We start from the raw sequence: 18,639 nt of genomic DNA, 5'->3' as shown, positions 1-18,639 counted from the left end.
ACCCAGGACCGTCAGATGAACATCACGATGAACACCCGCGGAGCCTAACAGGCGGGTTGCGGAGACCGGCCGGAATTATCGCCCCGCCGGTGCCGCCCCGGTCCTCGACGTCGGCCTCGCGGCCTGAGACACCACAGGGCCCGGGCCCGGGGCATTGGTCCGTGCCGGTGAGCGGTCCCGTCGCGTGCCCGGGGATGGGCGGTCCGGCGGGCCGGGCGTGGTTCAGTGGCGCGGACGGCGGTGACTGGGGGCGGTTTCGGAGGGTGGTGCGGATGTCGGGCGAGGGCGGGTTCCCTTCCCGCGGCGTGTGGCGGCGCCCGGCACTGCGTTGGGTGGACGTGCTGGTGACGGCGGCGCTGGTGGGGCTGCTGTACGGCCTGCTGCGGCTGGCTCCGTCGCTGGACGCGCCGTTCCTGCCGGAGCAGGCGCCGTCCACGGTGTCGACCGATCCGTCGGACCTGCCGTACTACGCGGTGCGGTCCCTGCTGCGGATGTTCGTGGGGCTCGTCGTCTCCGTGCTGTTCACCTTCGTCTACGCCACGGCCGCGGCCCGGATGCGGCGGGCGGAGAAGGTGCTGCTGCCGGTGCTGGACGTCCTCCAGTCGGTGCCCGTGCTGGGGTTCCTGTCGGTGACCGTGACCGCGTTCATCAACCTCTTCCCCGGTTCCACGCTGGGGCTGGAGTGCGCGTCGATCTTCGCGATCTTCACGTCGATGGCGTGGAACATGACGTTCGCCTTCTACGCCTCGCTGACCAGCCAGCCCGGGGAACTGGACGAGGCGTCCCGGGTGATGCGGCTGACCAAGTGGCAGCGGTTCTGGCAGCTGGACGTGCCGGGCGGGATGATCCCGCTGGTGTGGAACGGGATGATGAGCTTCGGAGGGGCGTGGTTCTTCCTCGCCGCGTCCGAGTCGATCAGGGTCCTGGGGCACCAGTACGCCCTGCCGGGCATCGGGTCCTACGCCGCCGCCGCGATCCAGGAGGGGGACCTGGGGAAGGTGGGCGTCGCGATCGCGGTGATGGTCGTGATGGTGGTCGGGGTGAACGTGCTGTTCTGGCGGCCGGTGGTGGCCTGGTCGGAGCGCTTCCGGGTGGAGGAGTCGGAGGCCGCCGAGCGGCCCCGCAGCGCCGTGCTGGACTTCCTACGCCGCTCCAGCGTGCCGGAGCTGCTCGGACGGCCGCTGCGGCCGGTCGGCACGGCGCTCGACCGCGGCACCCGGGCCTTCGGCCTGGCCGAGCACCCGCTGGCCCCTCCGGCGGCGCGCGAGCGAACCGGGGACGTGTTCTTCGCGGGCGCGGTGACGGCCGTGGTGCTGCTCGGCACCTGGCGGGCCCTGGACTACGTCGACGCCACGGTCGGGCTGGGCGAGTTCGTCCACGCCCTGTGGCTGGGCGCGGTCACCTTCGGCCGGGTCGTGGTCCTGCTCGTCGCGGCGACCGTGGTGTGGGTGCCGATCGGTGTGTGGATCGGCATGAACCCCAAGGTCACCCGCTTCGCCCAGCCGGTGGTGCAGGTGCTGGCGAGCTTCCCCGCGAACTTCCTCTTCCCCTTCGCCACGGTGCTCTTCGTGGCGGTGGGCATATCGCTGAACGTCGGCGCGGTGCTGCTGATGGCCCTGGGCGCGCAGTGGTACATCCTGTTCAACGTCATCGCCGGCGCCTACGCGATCCCCTCCGACCTCCGCGAGGCGATGACCGGCTTCGGGGTGAGCGGGACGCTGCGCTGGCGCGCGTTCATCCTGCCGGCGGTCTTCCCGTACTACGTCACCGGCGGGATCACCGCGGCGGGCGGCGCGTGGAACGCCTCGATCGTCGCCGAGGTCGTCGACTACGGATCCCACCACCTGACCGCGACCGGGCTCGGCGCCTACATCACCGCCGCCACCGCCACCGGCGACTTCCCGAGGATCCTGGTCGGGATCAGCGTCATGAGCATCTACGTCGTCGCCCTCAACCGCCTGCTGTGGCGCAGGCTCTACCGGATCGCCGACACCCGCTACGCACTCTGACCGAGGGACCGAGGGACGGCGAGACAGCGGGACGGCGAGACAGAGGGACCGAGAGGCCGAGGACCGAGGGAGCGCGATGACCACCAGCACCGTCCACACCCCGATCGTCGAGGCGGTCGGCGTGACCAAGACCTTCACCACCCCCGACGGGCGGGCCCTGCCGGTGCTGGAGGACATCGGCCTGCGCCTGGTCGAGGGCGAGATCGTCGCCCTGCTCGGCAAGTCCGGCTCCGGCAAGTCCACCCTGCTGCGCTGCCTGGCCGGCCTGATCGCCCCGTCGTCCGGCACCGTCTCCTACCGGGGCGATCCGCTCACCGCCGCCAACCCCGGGGTGGCGATGGTCTTCCAGTCGTTCGCGCTGCTGCCGTGGCTGACGGTCCAGCAGAACGTCGAACTCAGCCTGCGGGCCCGCGGGGTGGGGGAGGAGGAGCGGCGCCGACGGGCGCTGGACGCGATCGACCTGATCGGGCTGGACGGCTTCGAGGGCGCCTACCCCAAGGAGCTGTCCGGAGGCATGCGGCAGCGGGTCGGGTTCGCCCGGGCCCTGGTGGTCGAGCCGGACGCGCTGTTCATGGACGAACCGTTCTCCGCGCTGGACGTGCTGACCGCCGAGAACCTGCGGTCCGAGCTGGTGGGCCTGTGGGAAGGGCACGAGGCGCCGGTCAAGGCGATCCTGATCGTCACCCACAACATCGAGGAGGCGGTGCTGCTCGCCGACCGGATCCTGGTGCTCTCCTCCAACCCCGGGCGGATCCGCGCCGAACTCACGGTGGACCTGACCCGGCCCCGCGACCGCCGCACCCCGCAGTTCGAGGCGCTGGTCGACACGGTCTATGGCATCCTCACCGGGCGGGAGGAGGGCGCGGCCGCCGGCGCCGGACCGGCCGCCCGTCCGGTCGAGACCCCGATCACCGTCCCGCTGCCGCAGGCGAGCGTGGGCGGCCTCGCCGGCCTGCTGGAGATCCTGCTCGCGATGGGCGGGGAGGAGAGCCTCGCGGAGATCGCCGACGAGCTCAACTTCGAGGTGGACGACCTCCTGCCGATCGTCGACGCCGCCGTCCTGCTGGGCCTGGCCACCACCATGGCCGGCCGGATCGCGGTCACCGGCGTCGGCCGGGAGTTCGCGGCCGCCGACATCCTCGCCAGCAAGCAGCTCTTCGCCCGGCTGGCCGCCCGCCGCGCCCCGCTGGTGCGCGCCATCGTCCAGTCCCTGGCGGCCACCGAGGACCACACCCTGCGCGAGGGCCTCTTCCTCGACCTGCTGCGGCGCGGCTTCGACCCGGTCGGCGCGCGCCGGCAGCTGGAGACCGCCATCGACTGGGGTCGGTACGCGGAGCTGTACGACTACGACGCCGACGACGCCGAGTTCGAGCTCGAACCCGGGGCGGAAGCCGCGCTGTGACGCGCCCGGCCCCGTCCGGTCAGGGGGTCGCGGCTTCGACGAACTCCAGGAGGTTGCCCACGGGGTCGGTGGTGTAGAAGCGGCGCCGGGGCGGCAGGCTGTCGTCCCAGACCACCTGCGCGCCGAGTTCGGCGAGCCGGTGGGCGAAGTCGTCGATCTCGCAGACCGCGAGGCCGGGGTGGGCCTTGGTACTGGGGCGGAAGCGCTCCTCGACGCCGAGGTAGAGCCGGACCCGGCCGCCGTCGGCGGCGAACCAGCAGCCACCGCGGCCGGTCAGCGGCCCGGGCTTGGGCAGCTCCGCCATCTGGAGGACGTCGCCGTAGAAGGCGCGCAGCAGTGCCTCGCTGCCGGGTGGTGCGGAGAGCTGGACGTGGTCGAGGGCCGTGATCACTGCGGTGTCCTCTCGGTCGGGGCGGTCGGGGTGGTTTCGACGGGCGGCTGGGAGTGGGCCGCTTTCAGGCGAGTGCCGGCTCCGCCGCTGTCGGATGCTCGGCTGTCGACTGCTCGGCGGCGTCACGGCCGTCGTCGAGGTGCCAGTGCAGGTCGCGTACGCCGGGCTCCAACGACAGCCGGGTGACGACCTGTTCGAGCGCCGGGGCGATCTGTCGGGCGATCGCGACGGTGGCCCGCAGGCTGGTGGCGTCGCCGTTGTCGGTGCGGCGGGCGCGCAGGCCGGTGGGGGCGAGTCCGGAGGCGGCGAGGGCTTGGAGCAGCAGGGCCCGGATGTGGGTCTCGGACTTGCGGTCGCATTCCAGGTGGACGGTGGCGCGGGTGGTGGAGTCGGGGTCGCTGCCGGCCTGCGGGGCCCGGTCGAGGAGTCGGCCGGCGGGGCGCAGGACCAGGTGGACGACGAGGACGGCGAGTGTGCCGAGGACGGCGAACCGCAGTTTGCCGGAGGCGGCGAGGACTCCGACGGCGGCCGAACACCAGAGTGTGGCGGCGGTGTTGAGGCCGCGTACGCCGGCGCCGTCGCGCAGGATGACGCCGCCGCCGAGGAAGCCGATGCCGGAGACGACGTAGGAGGCGACCCGGGTGGGGCTGCCGGCGTCGCCGACGGCCTCGCTGTAGAGCACGAACAGGGTGGCGCCGGCGGCGACCAGGGCGTTGGTGCGCAGGCCGGCCATCCGGGCCCGCCACTGGCGTTCGACGCCGATCAGCGCGCCGCAGGCCACGCCGGTGGCGAGCCGTACCAGGAAGTCGACGGTGGTCAGGGTGTGCACGACGGCACCTCCTTCACGGGAGGAGGGGGACGGACGGTGGCACGCGGTCGGTGCCCCCGGCGCGGTGGGTCAGCTGTCCGGGGCGGTCCGGACGATCGTGATGACGACCAGGACCGTCACGATCGGCGGGTAGGTGCGCAGGGCAACCGTGCCGATATCGCAACCGGTGGAGACCGCGCTGCGCGCTGCGAGGACGCGACGCCGCAGGGCACGGCGAAGCCGTCGGGCGGGCGTGACGCAGCGGCGCGTGTGCGCGCGGGGAAGGTGGCTACCGCGTGCCGGAGGTGTACGAGGGCAGGCGCGGGAAGGGCCGACTGTGGCCCGGACTACTGCAATCCATGTCTCTCGCCTCCTCCCGGTCGACGCACCCCGTGGTGCGTGTGATCGACACGGCAAGGAGTTCGCCGGCGCGCGGAAACAGCGGCCGACTCACCCCAACTCGTCAGAGCTTTGGCACTCCACGGCGTGTCCGGCCGCCTCGGCCGGAAGCCACTTCGGATCAACCCTTAGGTCGGGAGGATCTGTCCTAACCCTGGGCGTCTCTCGACGTCGTCGGATCAGTGGCCTGTGTCCGTGAAGAAGCCTCACCGAACGAGGTGCCTTCTTCAAACCTCGAAAAGCATAGTCCTCCGCCCCGGGCATACTTGCGCACTTGGTAGAATCTTTACCTTTCCGCGTCATGTGGAGGGCGATGGCGCGAGTGGCCGGCGCTGCCGAGGGGCCGGCCCGCAAGGATCGCGTTAAGGCTTCGCCGGCCGCTTGCCACCGCCGCAGGGGCTGCTACACCGGAACCAGGAGGTGCGCGATGCCCTGGTACGTTCGGCAGGTCCGGCTCGTTCGGCGCCTGATGGCAGGGCCGTCCTCGCTGGTGGTGGCCGTGGTGATGCCGCTCGCGCTGAGTGCGGTGCTGCTGCCGGCGCGTGGCCACCTGGCCAACACCAACGTCGCCCTGCTGCTGGTCGTCGCGGTGGTGGCGGTGGCCGCCGTGGGGCACCGGCTGGCCGGTGCCGTCGCCGCGCTGAGTGCCGCCGCGTGGTTCGACTTCTTCTTCACCGCCCCCTACGAGCGGTTCAGTATCAGCGACTCGTCGGACATCACGACGGCGGTGCTGCTGCTCGCCGTCGGCCTCACGGTGTCCCAACTCGCCGCCCGTGCCCGCCGGTTCGAGGTCATCGCCGTCACCGACGCCGGCCACCTCGCGCGGATCCACGACGCGGCGGTCCTGGCCCGCTCGAAGCCCGCCCCGACCGTGGTGGACCACGTCCGGGCCGAACTGGTGGACCTGTTGGGCCTGCGGGCGTGCCGGTTCGAGTACGGCTCCCTGATCGGCCACCCGCCGCGCCTGGAGCACGACGGGTCCGTCGTCGTCGGCCGCAAGGTCTGGCCGACCGAGGAACTGGGCCTGCCCGCCGAGGAGGTGGAGCTGCGCGTGTTCGGCGGCAACGGCCGCTACATCGGCCGCTACCTGCTCGACCCCGTCCCCGGCAGCCGCCCCGACCGCCAGACCCTCCTGGTCGCGGTCACCCTGGCCGACCAGGCCGGCGCGGCCCTGGAGAACTCCACGGGCCACGTGACGGCCGCCTGACCCCTCACCTCGCCAATCCCGGGCACCCACCGCGCCGGGCGGTGATCCGGTCTAGCGTGAACGGTGCTGACGACGAGGACGAAGGAGGTGGCGGCCGTGCGGCTGGAGATGCTGACGGTTCCGCAGTGCCCGAACGAGTCGGTGCTGGCGGAGCGGCTCGCCGTGGTGCTGGCCGACCTGCCGGGCGTCGGGCTGGTGCGGCACGTGGTCGAGGACCAGGAGGACGCCGAACGCCTGGGCATGCACGGCTCGCCCACCCTGCTGGTCGACGGGAACGACCCGTTCGCCGCCCCCGGAACACCGCCGAGCGTGTCCTGCCGGCTCTACCGGAGTGCGGACGGCCGGGTGGACGGGGCGCCGAGCGTCGAGGAGCTGCGGCGGGTGCTCGGTGCCCCGGCCCGGTCCGCCACCCGCGAGGTCGGATGACGTGCTCCGCGGGGACCGACCCGCGGGCTCGTGCCCACTCACGGTGAGGCGTCCTGGCTCGCGGGCGGTGGCCAGACCCTCGCCTCGGTCCGGTCCGCGAGGCCGGCTCGACACCTTGCTCCTATAGCGTGCGCCGGAACCGAAGTCCGGAACGGCCGTGCGCCGTGGTCGAGGAGCGAGCGATGGGGACACCGGCAGCGGCCCGGGCCGGGGAGCTGGGGCGCCACCTGGGCGTGTTCGACGCCGTGGTGATCGGGCTCGGGTCGATGATCGGCGCGGGGATCTTCGCCGCGCTCGCCCAGGCCGCCGGCGCGGCCGGGGCCGGTCTGCTGCCGGGCCTCGCGCTGGCCGCGGTGGTGGCGTACTGCAATGCCACCTCCTCGGCCCGGCTGGCCGCCCGCTACCCGGAGTCCGGCGGCACCTACGTCTACGGCCGTGAGCGGCTCGGCGAGTTCTGGGGCTACCTGGCGGGCTGGGGCTTCGTGGTCGGCAAGACCGCCTCCTGCGCGGCGATGGCCCTCACGGTGGGCTCCTACGTGTGGCCCGGACAGGCGCACGCGGTCGCGGTCGCCGCGGTGGTGGCGCTCACCGCGGTGAACTACGTCGGCGTGCGGAAGTCCGCGTGGCTGACCCGGGGGATCGTCGCCGTCGTCCTGGCGGTTCTCGCCGCCGTGGTCACCGCCTGCCTGACCGGCCCCGCCGCCGAGGGCGCGCGGCTCGCCGTCGGTGCGGACGCGACCTTCGGCGGGGTGCTCCGGGCCGCCGGCCTGCTGTTCTTCGCGTTCGCCGGCTACGCGCGCATCGCCACCCTCGGCGAGGAGGTCCGCGACCCGAAGCGGACCATCCCCCGGGCGATCCCCACCGCGCTCGCCATCACGCTCGTCGTCTACGCCGCCGTCGCCGTGGCCGTGCTCGCCGTGCTCGGGCCCGACCGGCTCGCCCACACCGCCGCACCGCTCACCGAGGCCGTGCGTGCCGCCGGCGTCCCCGCACTCGCCCCGGTCGTGCGTACCGGGGCGGCCGTCGCGGCGCTCGGCTCGCTGCTCGCGCTGATCCTCGGGGTCTCGCGCACCACCCTGGCGATGGCCCGCGACCGGCACCTGCCCCACGTCCTGGCCGCCGTCCACCCGCGCTTCCGGGTGCCGCACCGCGCCGAGCTCGCGGTCGGCGCGGTGGTCGCGGTCCTGGCCGCCACCACGGACGTCCGCGGCGCGATCGGCTTCTCCTCCTTCGGTGTGCTGGCCTACTACGCCATCGCGAACGCGTCCGCCTGGACCCTCACCCCCGTGAAGGGCCCCGTGCGGATCGTGCCCGCCGTCGGCGCCGTCGGCTGCGTGCTCCTGGCCTTCGCCCTGCCGCCCTCCTCGGTCCTGTGGGGAGCCGCGGTGATCGCGGCCGGTGCCGCCGCCTACTGCCTGCGCAGGGCCGCCGCCAGCGCCTGACAGACGGGAGCACCGTCCCGGCGGCTGGGCAGGGCCCCGGGAGGTGGCGTTACGCCTGGGCGCGGCTCAGGACCCAGACGCCGTAGGTGTCGTTCGCGGGGTGCAGCTGGTAGGTGCCGGCCCGCAGGTCGACGCGCAGTCCGGCGGCGGCCAGGTCCGCCTCGAACTCCTCCGCCGGGTAGGTGCGGGCGTGCGGTGGCGGGTCCTGGAGGTGGAAGCCGACCAGGATCCGGCCGTTCTCGCCGAGCACGTCGCGCATCGCGCCCAGCGCCCTGCGTTCCGTGTCCTCGGCGAGGAAGACGATGACGTTGCCCACGCAGACGACCAGGTCGAACGGGCCGTCGTCGGGGCTCAGGTCGAGGATGTCGCGCTCCTCGATCGCCAGCCCGGGGTAGGTCTCCCGGGCCTGGTGGACCAAGGCCGGGTCGGGCTCGATCGCGACCACGTCGTGCCCCCGCCGCAGCAGCGCCGCGGCGACCCGGCCCATGCCGGCGCCGGCGTCGAGGACCCGGGCGCCGCGCGGCAGGAGGGTGTCGGCGAGCCGGGCCTCACCGTCGACGTCCTCGCCGGCGGAGATGAGGTCGGCGAACCGCTTGCCGTAGTTCCCGCTCTGCCCCGCCTCCTGCCAGCGGGTTCGCCGCGTCGTCGTCGGTATGGGCTCTCCGGGGGGCGGCGTGGTGCTGTTCATGTCCCGCATCCTAAGGCGAGACCGTCGGCGCTGGTCACGGCCACCGAACGCCCGGCCACGGGCCTTGGCGCCGCAGGCCCTCCCGGGGCCTCGGGCTCTGCGAGACGACCGGACGATCATGTGTCGGACCGGCCCGGCCGTCACAGCTCGGCCGACAGGCTGATCGCCGAGGCGGGGCACAGAGCGACCGCCTCGCGCACCGCGTCCAAGGCCTCGGCGGGAGGGTCGGGTTGCCGTACGACCGAGGTGCCGTCCTCCTCGCGCTGGTCGAAGACCTCGCCGGCCGTGAGGGCGCACATTCCGGAGCCGATGCAGCGGTCGACGTCCACGGTGATCCTCATCGGTCACACGTCCCAGGTGACGGGGAGGCTCTTCACCCCGTAGATGTCCGCGAGCTCCGGGCGCAGGGCGACCTCCTCGGGCGGTACGGCCAGCCGCAGCGTGGGGAAGCGGCCGAGCAGCGCGGGGAAGGCGACCCGCATCTCGATGCGGGCCAGCTGCTGGCCCAGGCACTGGTGGATGCCGTGGCCGAAGGCCAGGTGTCCGCCGTCCTGCCTGCCCAGGTCGAGCACGTGGGGATCGGGGAAGCGCTCGGGGTCGCGGTTGGCGGTGTTGAACGAGAGGATCAGCCGGTCGCCGGCCTTGACGGTCCGGCCGCCGAGTTCGACGTCCTCCAGGGCCGTCCGCATGAAGGTCTTGGCGACGCTCAGGTAGCGCAGCAGCTCCTCCACGGCCCGGTCGGCGAGCGCGGGATCGGCGCGCAGCGCGGCCAGTTGGTCCGGGGTGCGCAGCAGCGCGAAGGTGCCGAGGGCCAGCATGTTCGCGGTGGTGTCGAGACCGGCCGCGAGCAGGATCAGGCTGATCCCCTTCAGCTCCTCGTCGGTCAGGTCGCTGTCGGTGAGGTCGCTGAGCACGTCGTCGGTGGGGTTGGCGCGTTTGGCGGCCACCAGTTCCGCCAGGTACTCCTGGGTCGCGGCGTAGGCCGCCATGAGGTCCTCGTCGCTGGTCTCCCCGTTCATGAACGAGTCGACCTGCTCCTGGAAGGAGCCCCGGTCCTCGTACGGCACCCCGAGCAGTTCGCAGATCACGATGGCGGGGATGGGCTTGGCGAACGCGGTCACCAGGTCGGTCGGAGGCCCGGCGGCCTCCATGGCGTCCAGGCGGGCGGCGGTGACCTGCTCGATGCGCTCGGTGAGCAGCCGCATGCGCCGGACGGTGAACTTGCCCGTCAGGGGCTTGCGGTAGCGGCTGTGCTGGGGCTCGTCCATGAGGACGAACTCCCCGGGCGGCGCCGGCGGGATCTGGAAGTCGCCGTAGTCGATGGTCGGGTGGAGCATCAGGTCCTTGCGCGAGCTGAACCGGGTGTCGGCCAGCACCGCCCGGACCAGGTCGTAGCCGGTGACCAGCCAGCCGGGCTGCCCGCCGGGGAAGGTGTAGCGGCTCATCGGCCCGTGCCGGCGGGCGTCGATCAGCTCGGCGGGCGGGTCGAAGGGACAGCCGGGGCGGCGTGCCGCCGGCATGGTCGTGACGGTGTGCGGGGATTCCCCCATGGCCGTGCCTCGTTTCGCGTTGCCGCACGTTCGGATAACTGGAAAGCTACGGCTTTTCCTGACGTGGCGTCAATCGCATGAAAGGCATTATGCCAGCTCAGTAGCGGTAAACTGATGCAATGACGCTGAACTCGAACGCAACGGCCCGTTGCAATGGATGAAGGTTAAGGCAAACTCGCCGGGCGTCACGGAGCGGGCTGTCACCCGGCGGGCCGGTGGGCGCGGTTCGCTGTGGCGTGCACGGAGCCGAGCAGGCTGAGTGCCTCGGCGCTGGGGCTGCCGGGTTCGGCATGGTAGATGATCAACTGCTGGCCGGGGGCGTCCCGCACGTCGAACGCGTGGTGGGTGAGGGTCATGCCGCCGACGTCCGGGTGGTGGACGTGCTTGTGTTCGCGGGTCTTGCCGCGCACGGTGTGGGTGTTCCACAGCTGGGCGAAGTCCGTGCTGCGCGTGCTGAGTTCGCCTACGAGAGCCCGTAGGCGCGGGCTGCCCGGGTCGACGCCGGACGCCTGGCGCAGGTGCCCCACCACCGTCTCCGCCGTCCGGTCCCATCGGGGGTGGAACGGTCGACCTGCCGGGTCGAGGAAGACCATGCGGGCCAGGTTGTCCATCGCTTCGAAGGGGGAATACAGGGCCTCGGCCAGGGCGTTGGCGGCCAGGACGTCCAGGGCCGGGTCGATGACGAACGCCGGAGTGCCGGGGTAGCCGTCCAGCAGGACGCGCAGGGCGGGGGCGACCCGGTCGGTGGCGGCGACGGGCCGCCGGGACGGTGCGGTTCCGGACAGGTGGTGAAGGTGCGCCCGGGCGTCGGTGTCCAGCAGCAGCGCGCGGCTGAGCGCGTCCACCACCTGCGCGGACGGGTGGCGTTCGCGGCCCTGTTCCAGCCGGGTGTAGTAGTCCGCGTTCACCCCTGCCAGTACGGCGACCTCCTCGCGGCGCAGCCCGGCGACCCTGCGCACGCCATGGCTCGGCATCCCGACCTCGTCCGGCCGCACGGCCGCACGGCGTGCCCGCAGGAACTCACCCAGCTGGTTGTCGGTCATGTGCCCACGCTATGCCGAGGGCTCGGTGTGCTGCCTGGGTGTACCGCACCCGGGCAGCACACGGCCTGGGCCGCCTGGAACACCTCGCCCAGACTCGGTGCCCTACCGAGAGATGAGGGGCAGTCATGCACGACCGGACAGTCAAGGTTGTAGCGATCACCGGTGCCAGCAGTGGGATCGGCGAGGCGACCGCCCGCCGGCTCGCCGCCGACGGCCACCGCCTGTTCCTGGGAGCGCGGCGCACCGATCGCCTGGAGCGACTCGTCACGGAGATCACCGCCGCGGGCGGCACGGCGGTGACCCGGCGCCTGGACGTGACCGAGGCCGCCGACGTGCGGGACTTCGTGGCAGCGGCCGAAGAGCGGTACGGCCGCGTGGACGTGATGGTCAACAACGCCGGGGTGATGCCGCTGTCGCCGCTGGAGGCGCTCAGGACGGAGGAGTGGGACCGCATGATCGACGTGAACCTGCGGGGCGTCCTGCACGGCATCTCCGCCGCCTTGCCCGTGATGCGCGCCCAGGGTGGCGGGCACATCGTGAACATCGCCTCCGTCGGTGCGCACGAGGTCTCTCCCACCGCCGCCGTGTACTGCGCCACCAAGTTCGCGGTCCGCGCGATCTCCGAGGGCCTGCGTCAGGAGTCCACCGGTGACGTCCGGGTCACGCTGGTCTCGCCGGGCGTCACGGAGTCCGAACTCGCCGACGGCATCGCGGACCCGGCCGCCCGGGCGGCCATGCGGACCTACCGCGCCGTGGCCCTGCCGGCCTCCGCGATCGCGGACGCCGTCGCCTACGCGATCTCCCAGCCGTCGTACGTCGACGTGAACGAGATCGTCGTACGGCCCGCGGCGAGCGCCCAGTGACGGAAGATCCCGGAATGCTGCCGGCACCGGCGCTACGGCACCGGGCCGGGGCACGGCAGGTGCCGCGCCCCGGCCCGGTGCCGAGGGAGTCTCAGACGAGGCTGTTGAAACGCAGGACGATGTCACTGTTCGGGAGGCTGCTGAGGGTCCCGGTGCTGCATTTCGTGATGTCGGCCCCCGGGTAGAGGGTGCCGGTGACGGTGGCACCGGGCAGGACGGTGCTGTCGAGGGAGACCACGCCGTCGAGATTGTTGGTGATCTCGTTCTTCGAGGCGTCGGCCTGGACGCGCTGCATGCCGTCGGCGTTGATGGTGGAGACGCCGGCCGAGTTGCCGCTTCCGTCGGACCAGTTGACGACGATGGTGCCGGTGAGCTGGCCGACCTGGCCGCACGAGAGGGTGGCCGCCCCGGTGAGCGAGACCGTTCCGGCGGACAGCTCGGGTCCGCCGTTCTGCGTCAGGCACCTCTCGACGACGCCGTTGGTCATGGAGATGTCGACCGAGGTGGGGGTGTTGGTGACCGGCTGGGTGCTCTGGATCGTACCGTTCGCGCCGCACATGAGCTTGAGCAGGGGGGTGGCCCGGGGTTTGGCAGCCCCGTCGGCGCCGTCGGTCACGACCGGCGTGTCGGCGGCCGAGGCGGGGGCGGACTGCTGGAGCAGCACGGCCGAGGCGGCGGCCACGGCGGCCAGGGCGAGCGGGACGACGGCCAGGTGCCACCGGCGGGGCTTGGAGGGCGTCGTTTCCCGCGTCGGGACGGGGTCGGAGTCCCAGGAGTGCGAAGGCATGGTGTTCCTGTTCTGTGAGATCGGGCGGCTGGGAGAGGAGGGGTCAGAGGAGGGCGGAGAACGCGGCGTCGTGTTTCACGGTCATGCTGCTCAGGCCGTTGGAGCAGTTGCTGATGTCGCTGGTGGGCTCGAAGGTGGCGACGACGCCGGCCCCCGGCAGGACGGTGCTGCCGAGGGACACCGTGCTGTCGGTCGAGTCGAGGATCTCCTCGTGCGCGGGGTCGCCTTCGACGGGCTGTGCGCCGTTGGTGGTCACGGTGGAGGTTCCGACGACGCTGCCGGTCTGGTTCAGTCCGCTGTACCAGGTGATGGTCTCGGTGCCGCTGAACGAGCTGGGGGAGGAACACGAGATCGTGCCGGAGCCGGCGAAGGTGAACGTCGCCGACAGGACGTTCGCGGGCCCGCCGTTCTCGGCGAAACAGTCGTCGTAGGTGCCGACCGCGGTGATGGACACGCTCGTGGGGGCGTCCGTGATCGGCGCACTGGTGGTGACGACCGCCTGCCCGGAGCAGCTGAGCTTGGTCAGGAGCGTGTCGCGGTGGCCGGTGGAGCCGCTGGCGGCGGCCGGAGTGGGGGCGGTCTCCTGGATGAGCAGGCCGGCACCGGCGACCGTGGCGGCCAGGGCGAGCGGGACGGTGGCGAGGCGCCAGCGCCGGGTCGAGGAGTTTCCGGCGTGTGGACCGGACGGGGTGTCCGCGGCGGTGGGCTGAAAGCCCATAATGTCCTCCTTTTGATTGTGTATACGAACTGCTGGTGCCAGGATCACCACTGGCATGGAACTGCGCGATCCAGGCGGGACCGGATTCGCCTTTACGGTGCGATATTGATCCGACTGTCGCAGCGTGTGGGAAGAGTCATGAATGGGTTGACTTTTGCCACTAAAGATCGCTGACGATCTTTACTGTCCGGCAGTCGAGGGATAGCGGCGTGCGCCTGCCGGGTCTTCCGCCGGCGTCGGGCTACGTTCTGCGGCAGACCTTTCAGCGCCGGCCCGCCGGGCCGCCGACGGACCAGGGGAGACCCCCATGCTGCCCAGTCGACCTCGTCTGCCCGGCTTTCCGGGTACGGAGCACTGGCGGCGCGAGGAGGAATCCGGATTGCACTACGTCGACCAGGGGTCCGGCGACGTCGTGTTCATGCTGCACGGGAACCCGACGTGGGGATATCTGTGGCGGCGCCTTGTCACCGCGCTGGCCGAGGACTTCCGTTGCGTCGTGCCGGACCAGCTGGGCATGGGCCTCTCCCGGCGGAGCGTCGGCGCCGCCCCTATTCCCTTCGTGGAACGGCTGGAGCACCTCGACGTGCTGGCGGCCCACCTGATCGAGCGGTGCGGGGCACCGTCGGAGGGTTGGACCCTGGCGGTGCACGACTGGGGAGGGCCGATCGGTCTGGCCTGGGCGAGGCGGCATCCCGGGCTGGTGACCCGGCTGGTCGTGCTGAACAGCGTGGGCTTCCGCTGGCCCGAGGGTTACCGGCTGCCGCGCTCGCTGGCCCTGCTGCGCGACGTCGGGCCGCTCGGTGAGGCGGCGCACCTGCTGAACGCCTTCCCGCGGGCGGCGCTGCGGGCCGGGGTGGTCCGGCCACTGCCCGCCGAGGTCCGTTCCGCCTACCTGTGGCCGTACCGCGGCGCGTGGCGGCGGCGGGCGGTACGGGACTTCCTGCGGCAGATCCCGCGCAGCGGCGAGGACCCCGCCTGGTCCCTGGTCGATCCCGGTGGAGACAGCGCCGACCACGCCGGGCTGCCGGTGTTCATCGGCTGGGGCCTGCGCGACCCGGTGTTCACGCCGCTCGTCCTGGGGGAGTGGCGCCGCAGATTCCCGCACGCCGAGGTCCACGCCTTCGCCGACGCGGGCCACTTCGTCCTGGAGGACGTCGGCGAGGCCCTGGTCGGGCCGCTTCGGCGCTTCCTGTCCGCGCGGTGACGACCTATCACAGGGAGGTACCCATGCCCTCGCCCCACAGCAGGATCGGTCTCGTGCGGGTCCATGTCCCCGAGGCCCGCCAGAGCTCCCGCGAGATCGAGGAGGAGCTGTGCCGGCAGAGCCCCGGGGCCGCGCTGCCGGCGGGGCTGCTGGAGCACATGTTCGGGCTGCGCGAGCGGTGCGTGGCGGCGCCGGGGGACCTGCCGTCGGACCTGGCGGCCCGGGCGGGTGCGGCCGTCCTGGAGGACGCCGGCCTCCCGCCCGAGGCGATCGACCTGCTCGTCTACACCGGGATCAACAAGGACCTCGACGAGCCGGCGACCGCGAACGTGGTGGCCGCCAAACTCGGTGTCACCGCACCGGTCTTCGACCTGATGAACGCCTGCAACGGCGTGCTCAGCGCGCTGGAGAGCGCCGATGCGCTGATCAGGCTCGGCTCCTACCGGCGGGTGCTGGTGGTCACCGGGGAGGCGCCCAGCCGGCTCACCCGCTGGCGCGTCCCGGACCGCGGCCGGCTCGCGTCGGCGATGGCCAGCCTCACGCTGGGTGACATGGGGGCGGCAGTGCTGGTGGAGGCGAGCGAACGGCCCGGCATCCTCGGCAGCAGGTTCTTCGCCAACCCCGCCGCGTGGCCGAGCGCGGTACTGCGCAGCCCGTACGCCACCGGCCGGATGCACGAGTTGGAGGTCGACGACGCCGCGTTGACGGCCTCCTTCGCGGGGCTGCGGGAACAGACCGTCAAGGCCGCGGGCGAGCTGATCGGTGCCGTGGCCGACTGCGCGCTGTTCTGTGTCCACCAGCCCTCGGCGGCCATGACCCGGATCCTCTGCTCGACCACCGGTATCCCCGAGGAGGCCGTGATCCCCACCTTCGCCGACCACGGCAACGTCGCCACCGCCACCATCCCGCTGCAGTTGGTCCTCGCGCAGGAGCAGGGCCGGCTGCGCGAGGGCGATCTGGTGGGGATCGTCGGCCTGGCCAGCGGCACCAGTGTCGGCGTCATGGCACTGCGGTGGTGACCGCGGACTCCGGGGCCGTCCGGGCGGACGGGGCCTGGCCGGAGACGCTCGCCGCCCGCCTGGCCGGCTGGGCCGACCTGCAACCGGACCGTACCGCGCTCGTCTGGCCCGCTCCGCGCGGGCGTTGGCACACCGTCGACTTCGCGACGCTGGAGGCCGCCTGCCGCGCGCGCACCCGCGAACTGGGTGAGGCGGGGGTGAGCGCCGGGCAGAAGGCCGTGGTGATGGCCCGTGACCCGTACGAGCTGGTGGCCACCGTGTACGGGCTGCTCGCCCTTGGTGCGGTACCGGTGCTGATCGACCCGGCACTGCCCCGGCCGGCCCTGCGGGCCTGCCTGGAGGAGACCCGGCCCGAGGTGTTCATCGGCGACCCGCTCGCCCACCTGGCCCGGGTGCTGTTCGGCTGGGCCCGCCGGCACGTCACCACCACGCTGGTCACGGGACGTGCGCGGCGCGGCCCGCGGCCGGACCCGGCCCGGCCGGGTCCGCCGTGGCCGAGCCCGCCGCCCGCGACCTCGCTCGCGCTGATCGCCTTCACCTCCGGCTCGACCGGTCCGCCCAAGGGCGTCGAGTACGAGCACCGGCAGCTGGCCGCTCAGGTCCGCTCCGTCGCCGGGCTGCTGGAGCTGGGCCCCGATGAGGTGCTGCTCGCCGGGTTCCTACCCTTCGCCCTGTTCGGGCCCGCCACCGGCGCCACCACCGTCGTCCCGGCCGTCGACCACCTCAGGCCCGCGCGCACCCGTGGCGCGGACCTGGTCCGCGCCGTCGCCGACCACCGCACCTCGGTGGTGTGCGCCTCCCCCGCGGTGCTGCGGGCACTGACCGAGGGGTGCGAGGGCGGCCGGCTGCCGCTCGCCCCGGTACGGCGGATCTGCTCCTTCGGCGCCCCGCCGCCCGACCGGCTGGTGCGTGCGCTGCGCCGGGCGCTGCCGGAGGAGGCGACGCTGCTCAGCGCGTACGGCGCCACCGAGTGCCTGCCGGTCAGCGTGATCGACAGTGCCGAGCTGGCCGCCGCGCACGCCGATCCGCTGCACACCCACCGCGGGGTCTGCCTGGGCCGCCCGGTGCCCGGCATGGCGGCCCACGTCCTGGCGCCGGCCGGCCGGTCGGCCTCCGACCGGCCGATGGCGCGAGGGAGGTACGGAGAGATCACGGTCGGCGGCCCGCAGGTCAGCCGGGCCTACCACGCCCGCCCGGAAGCGAACACCGCCGCCAAGGTCGGCACCGGGGAGGACCTGCTGCACCGCACCGGCGATCTCGGCTGGCTGGACGAGAGCGGCCGGCTGTGGTTCCTCGGGCGCTCCGCGCACCGGGTGCACGGCACCGGGTTCGTGCTCGACACCGCCGTGGTCGAGCGGATCACCGACGCGGTGCCCGGCATCGGCCGCACCGCGCTGATCGGCCTCGGGCCCGTCGGCCGCCAACGGCCGGTGCTCTGCGTCGAGTTGGCGCCATCGGCGGCCAACTCCGGGACGGCTGTCCGCCAGAGTCTTCGGCAGGCCCTGTCGGCGGTGCCGGGCGGGCACCGGATCGCCACCGTGCTGGTCCACCGCCGGCTGCCCACCGACCCGAGGCACAACTCGCGCGTCGACCGCGCCCGCCTGGCCCGCTGGGCCCGCCGACAGCTGCGCCGACGAGGCCCGGGCGGCGTGCTGGGAGGCGGGCGATGAGGGTCCTGGTCACCGGGGGCAGTGGCTTCCTTGGTCTGGAGCTGTGCCGGCGCGTCGCCGGGCGTGGCGACATCGCGGTCTCGCTGCACCGCCGCTGGAGTCCTGAGCTGGAGCGGCTCGGGGTCCGTCAGCACCTGGGCGACATCGCCGACCCGGGTGCGGTCCGGCGGGCCCTCGCCGGGTGCGAGGCGGTGATCCACAACGCGGCCCTGGCCGGAGTCCGGGGGCCCGAGCGGCCGTACCGCGCGGTCAACGTCGAGGGCACCCGCAACGTCCTGAGCGCCTGTCGCGCCCTCGGCGTCCCTCGGCTGGTCTATACCTCCACCGCGAGCGCGGTCTTCACCCCTGACGGCATCACGGCAGGGGACGAGTCGCTGCCCCGGCCCCGGCGCCATCTGGCCGCCTACCCCCGCACCAAGGCCGAGGCCGAGGCGGCCGTCCTCGCCGCCAACGGCCCGGACCTGGCCACCACCGTGCTGCGGCCCCACCTGATCTGGGGGCCCGGTGACCCCCACTTCCTGCCCGCCCTCCTGCGGGCGACCGAAACCGGACGGCTGCTGATGCCGGGCCGCGGCGGCAACCTCGTCGACACCTGCCACCTCGCCACCGCCGCCCACGCCCACCTGCTCGCGCTGGACCGGCTGCGACCGGGCCACCCGGCGGCCGGGCGGGCCTACTTCGTCGCCCAGGGCGAACCGCGGCCGCTGCGCGAGGTGGTGACCGGGCTGCTCGCCGCGGCCGGACGCCACACGAGCTGGCACCCGGTGCCCTACCCCGTGGCGCTGGCCGCCGCCGTCCTGGCCGACGCCACGACGGCGACGGTCCGCCGCCACACCGGCCACGGCCTGAGCCGGTTCCTGCTCCACCAGCTCACCCGGCCGCACTGGTTCGACCTCACGGCGGCCCGGCGCGACCTCGGCTTCGAACCGCCCACCACCTTCGACCAGGGCATCGCCGAACTGACCCGCCACCACCGCACCACCGGCAGCTGAGCCCGCCCCCTCGCCCTCCGG

18 protein-coding genes and 1 riboswitch are annotated in these 18,639 nt (G+C 73.1%); of the genes, 10 read left to right on the top strand and 8 right to left on the bottom strand.

All coding sequences use genetic code 11. The features are described from left to right. The first annotated feature begins 332 nt into the window (after positions 1–332). Positions 333–2,009, top strand: coding sequence for an ABC transporter permease (locus ACLWS4_RS26780; protein WP_416875421.1), 1,677 nt, complete (start codon positions 333–335; stop codon positions 2,007–2,009). 76 nt (positions 2,010–2,085) lie between these two features. Continuing rightward, complete coding sequence (locus ACLWS4_RS26775; RefSeq protein ID WP_049650703.1) at positions 2,086–3,411, top strand: nitrate/sulfonate/bicarbonate ABC transporter ATP-binding protein; 1,326 nt, start codon at positions 2,086–2,088, stop codon at positions 3,409–3,411. A gap of 19 nt (positions 3,412–3,430) precedes the next feature. On the opposite strand, the gene ACLWS4_RS26770 is transcribed toward ACLWS4_RS26775, so the two are convergent. Together ACLWS4_RS26770 and ACLWS4_RS26765 are read right to left on the bottom strand one after the other, a co-directional pair. Beyond that, positions 3,431–3,802 carry a VOC family protein gene (locus tag ACLWS4_RS26770; protein ID WP_416875420.1) on the bottom strand — a complete coding sequence of 124 codons (372 nt, stop codon included), beginning with the start codon at positions 3,800–3,802 and terminating at the stop codon, positions 3,431–3,433. A 64-nt stretch (positions 3,803–3,866) separates the two neighbouring features. Continuing rightward, positions 3,867–4,631 carry an MgtC/SapB family protein gene (locus ACLWS4_RS26765; RefSeq protein ID WP_416875419.1) on the bottom strand — a complete coding sequence of 255 codons (765 nt, stop codon included), beginning with the start codon at positions 4,629–4,631 and terminating at the stop codon, positions 3,867–3,869. A 426-nt stretch (positions 4,632–5,057) separates the two neighbouring features. Then, positions 5,058–5,234: riboswitch (M-box (ykoK) riboswitch) on the bottom strand. Between the two features lie 202 nt (positions 5,235–5,436). Between ACLWS4_RS26765 and ACLWS4_RS26760 the strand changes: the two genes are divergently transcribed. From ACLWS4_RS26760 to ACLWS4_RS26750, 3 genes are all read left to right on the top strand, one after another. Further along, entirely contained in the window at positions 5,437–6,216 is a 780-nt protein-coding gene (locus tag ACLWS4_RS26760; protein WP_416875418.1) for a DUF4118 domain-containing protein, read from the top strand. A 63-nt stretch (positions 6,217–6,279) separates the two neighbouring features. Next, positions 6,280–6,642, top strand: a complete 363-nt coding sequence (locus ACLWS4_RS26755; protein ID WP_198959392.1) for a hypothetical protein — start codon at positions 6,280–6,282, stop codon at positions 6,640–6,642. Positions 6,643–6,824: 182 nt separating this feature from the next. Then, positions 6,825–8,084, top strand: coding sequence for an APC family permease (locus tag ACLWS4_RS26750; RefSeq protein WP_416875417.1), 1,260 nt, complete (start codon positions 6,825–6,827; stop codon positions 8,082–8,084). Positions 8,085–8,133: 49 nt separating this feature from the next. Here the strand turns inward: ACLWS4_RS26750 and ACLWS4_RS26745 are convergent, their stop codons facing one another. The 4 genes from ACLWS4_RS26745 to ACLWS4_RS26730 form a co-directional block, all read right to left on the bottom strand. Next, positions 8,134–8,772, bottom strand: coding sequence for a class I SAM-dependent methyltransferase (locus tag ACLWS4_RS26745; protein WP_416875416.1), 639 nt, complete (start codon positions 8,770–8,772; stop codon positions 8,134–8,136). A gap of 140 nt (positions 8,773–8,912) precedes the next feature. Further along, complete coding sequence (locus ACLWS4_RS26740) at positions 8,913–9,113, bottom strand: ferredoxin (RefSeq protein ID WP_380741111.1); 201 nt, start codon at positions 9,111–9,113, stop codon at positions 8,913–8,915. A 3-nt stretch (positions 9,114–9,116) separates the two neighbouring features. After that, entirely contained in the window at positions 9,117–10,322 is a 1,206-nt protein-coding gene (locus ACLWS4_RS26735; protein WP_416875415.1) for a cytochrome P450, read from the bottom strand. 200 nt (positions 10,323–10,522) lie between these two features. Continuing rightward, positions 10,523–11,365, bottom strand: a complete 843-nt coding sequence (locus tag ACLWS4_RS26730; RefSeq protein WP_416875414.1) for a helix-turn-helix transcriptional regulator — start codon at positions 11,363–11,365, stop codon at positions 10,523–10,525. 125 nt (positions 11,366–11,490) lie between these two features. Here ACLWS4_RS26730 and ACLWS4_RS26725 point away from each other — a divergent pair, with 125 nt between their 5' ends. After that, positions 11,491–12,228 (top strand): SDR family oxidoreductase, encoded by a 738-nt coding sequence (locus ACLWS4_RS26725; RefSeq protein ID WP_416875413.1) that lies wholly within the window; start codon positions 11,491–11,493, stop codon positions 12,226–12,228. Positions 12,229–12,319: 91 nt separating this feature from the next. Here ACLWS4_RS26725 and ACLWS4_RS26720 read toward each other — a convergent pair whose 3' ends face one another. Together ACLWS4_RS26720 and ACLWS4_RS26715 are read right to left on the bottom strand one after the other, a co-directional pair. Next, positions 12,320–13,015: a hypothetical protein gene (locus tag ACLWS4_RS26720; RefSeq protein ID WP_416875412.1), complete on the bottom strand. Its 696-nt coding sequence runs from the start codon at positions 13,013–13,015 to the stop codon at positions 12,320–12,322. Between the two features lie 43 nt (positions 13,016–13,058). Further along, on the bottom strand, positions 13,059–13,733 hold the full coding sequence (locus ACLWS4_RS26715; RefSeq protein WP_074003376.1) for a hypothetical protein: 675 nt from the start codon (positions 13,731–13,733) through the stop codon (positions 13,059–13,061). Positions 13,734–14,112: 379 nt separating this feature from the next. Here ACLWS4_RS26715 and ACLWS4_RS26710 point away from each other — a divergent pair, with 379 nt between their 5' ends. Genes ACLWS4_RS26710 through ACLWS4_RS26695 form a run of 4 tightly spaced genes read left to right on the top strand, consistent with a single transcriptional unit; the run spans position 14,113 to position 18,618 of the window. Next, a complete protein-coding gene (locus ACLWS4_RS26710; RefSeq protein ID WP_416875411.1) occupies positions 14,113–14,937 on the top strand; it encodes an alpha/beta fold hydrolase in 825 nt (274 codons plus the stop codon). A gap of 23 nt (positions 14,938–14,960) precedes the next feature. Beyond that, a complete protein-coding gene (locus ACLWS4_RS26705) occupies positions 14,961–15,956 on the top strand; it encodes a 3-oxoacyl-ACP synthase III family protein (protein WP_416875410.1) in 996 nt (331 codons plus the stop codon). Then, positions 15,953–17,626 (top strand): AMP-binding protein, encoded by a 1,674-nt coding sequence (locus ACLWS4_RS26700; RefSeq protein WP_416875409.1) that lies wholly within the window; start codon positions 15,953–15,955, stop codon positions 17,624–17,626. Before ACLWS4_RS26705 ends, ACLWS4_RS26700 begins: the two co-directional genes overlap by 4 nt. Beyond that, positions 17,623–18,618 carry an NAD-dependent epimerase/dehydratase family protein gene (locus tag ACLWS4_RS26695; protein WP_416875408.1) on the top strand — a complete coding sequence of 332 codons (996 nt, stop codon included), beginning with the start codon at positions 17,623–17,625 and terminating at the stop codon, positions 18,616–18,618. The genes ACLWS4_RS26700 and ACLWS4_RS26695 overlap by 4 nt, the downstream gene beginning before the upstream one ends. The last annotated feature ends 21 nt before the right edge of the window (positions 18,619–18,639 follow it).

The organism is Kitasatospora sp. SC0581 (assembly GCF_048159585.1).
GTDB lineage: Bacteria > Actinomycetota > Actinomycetes > Streptomycetales > Streptomycetaceae > Kitasatospora.
Note: the sequence above shows the minus strand (reverse complement) of the source record. Positions and strands in the feature narration are given on the sequence as shown.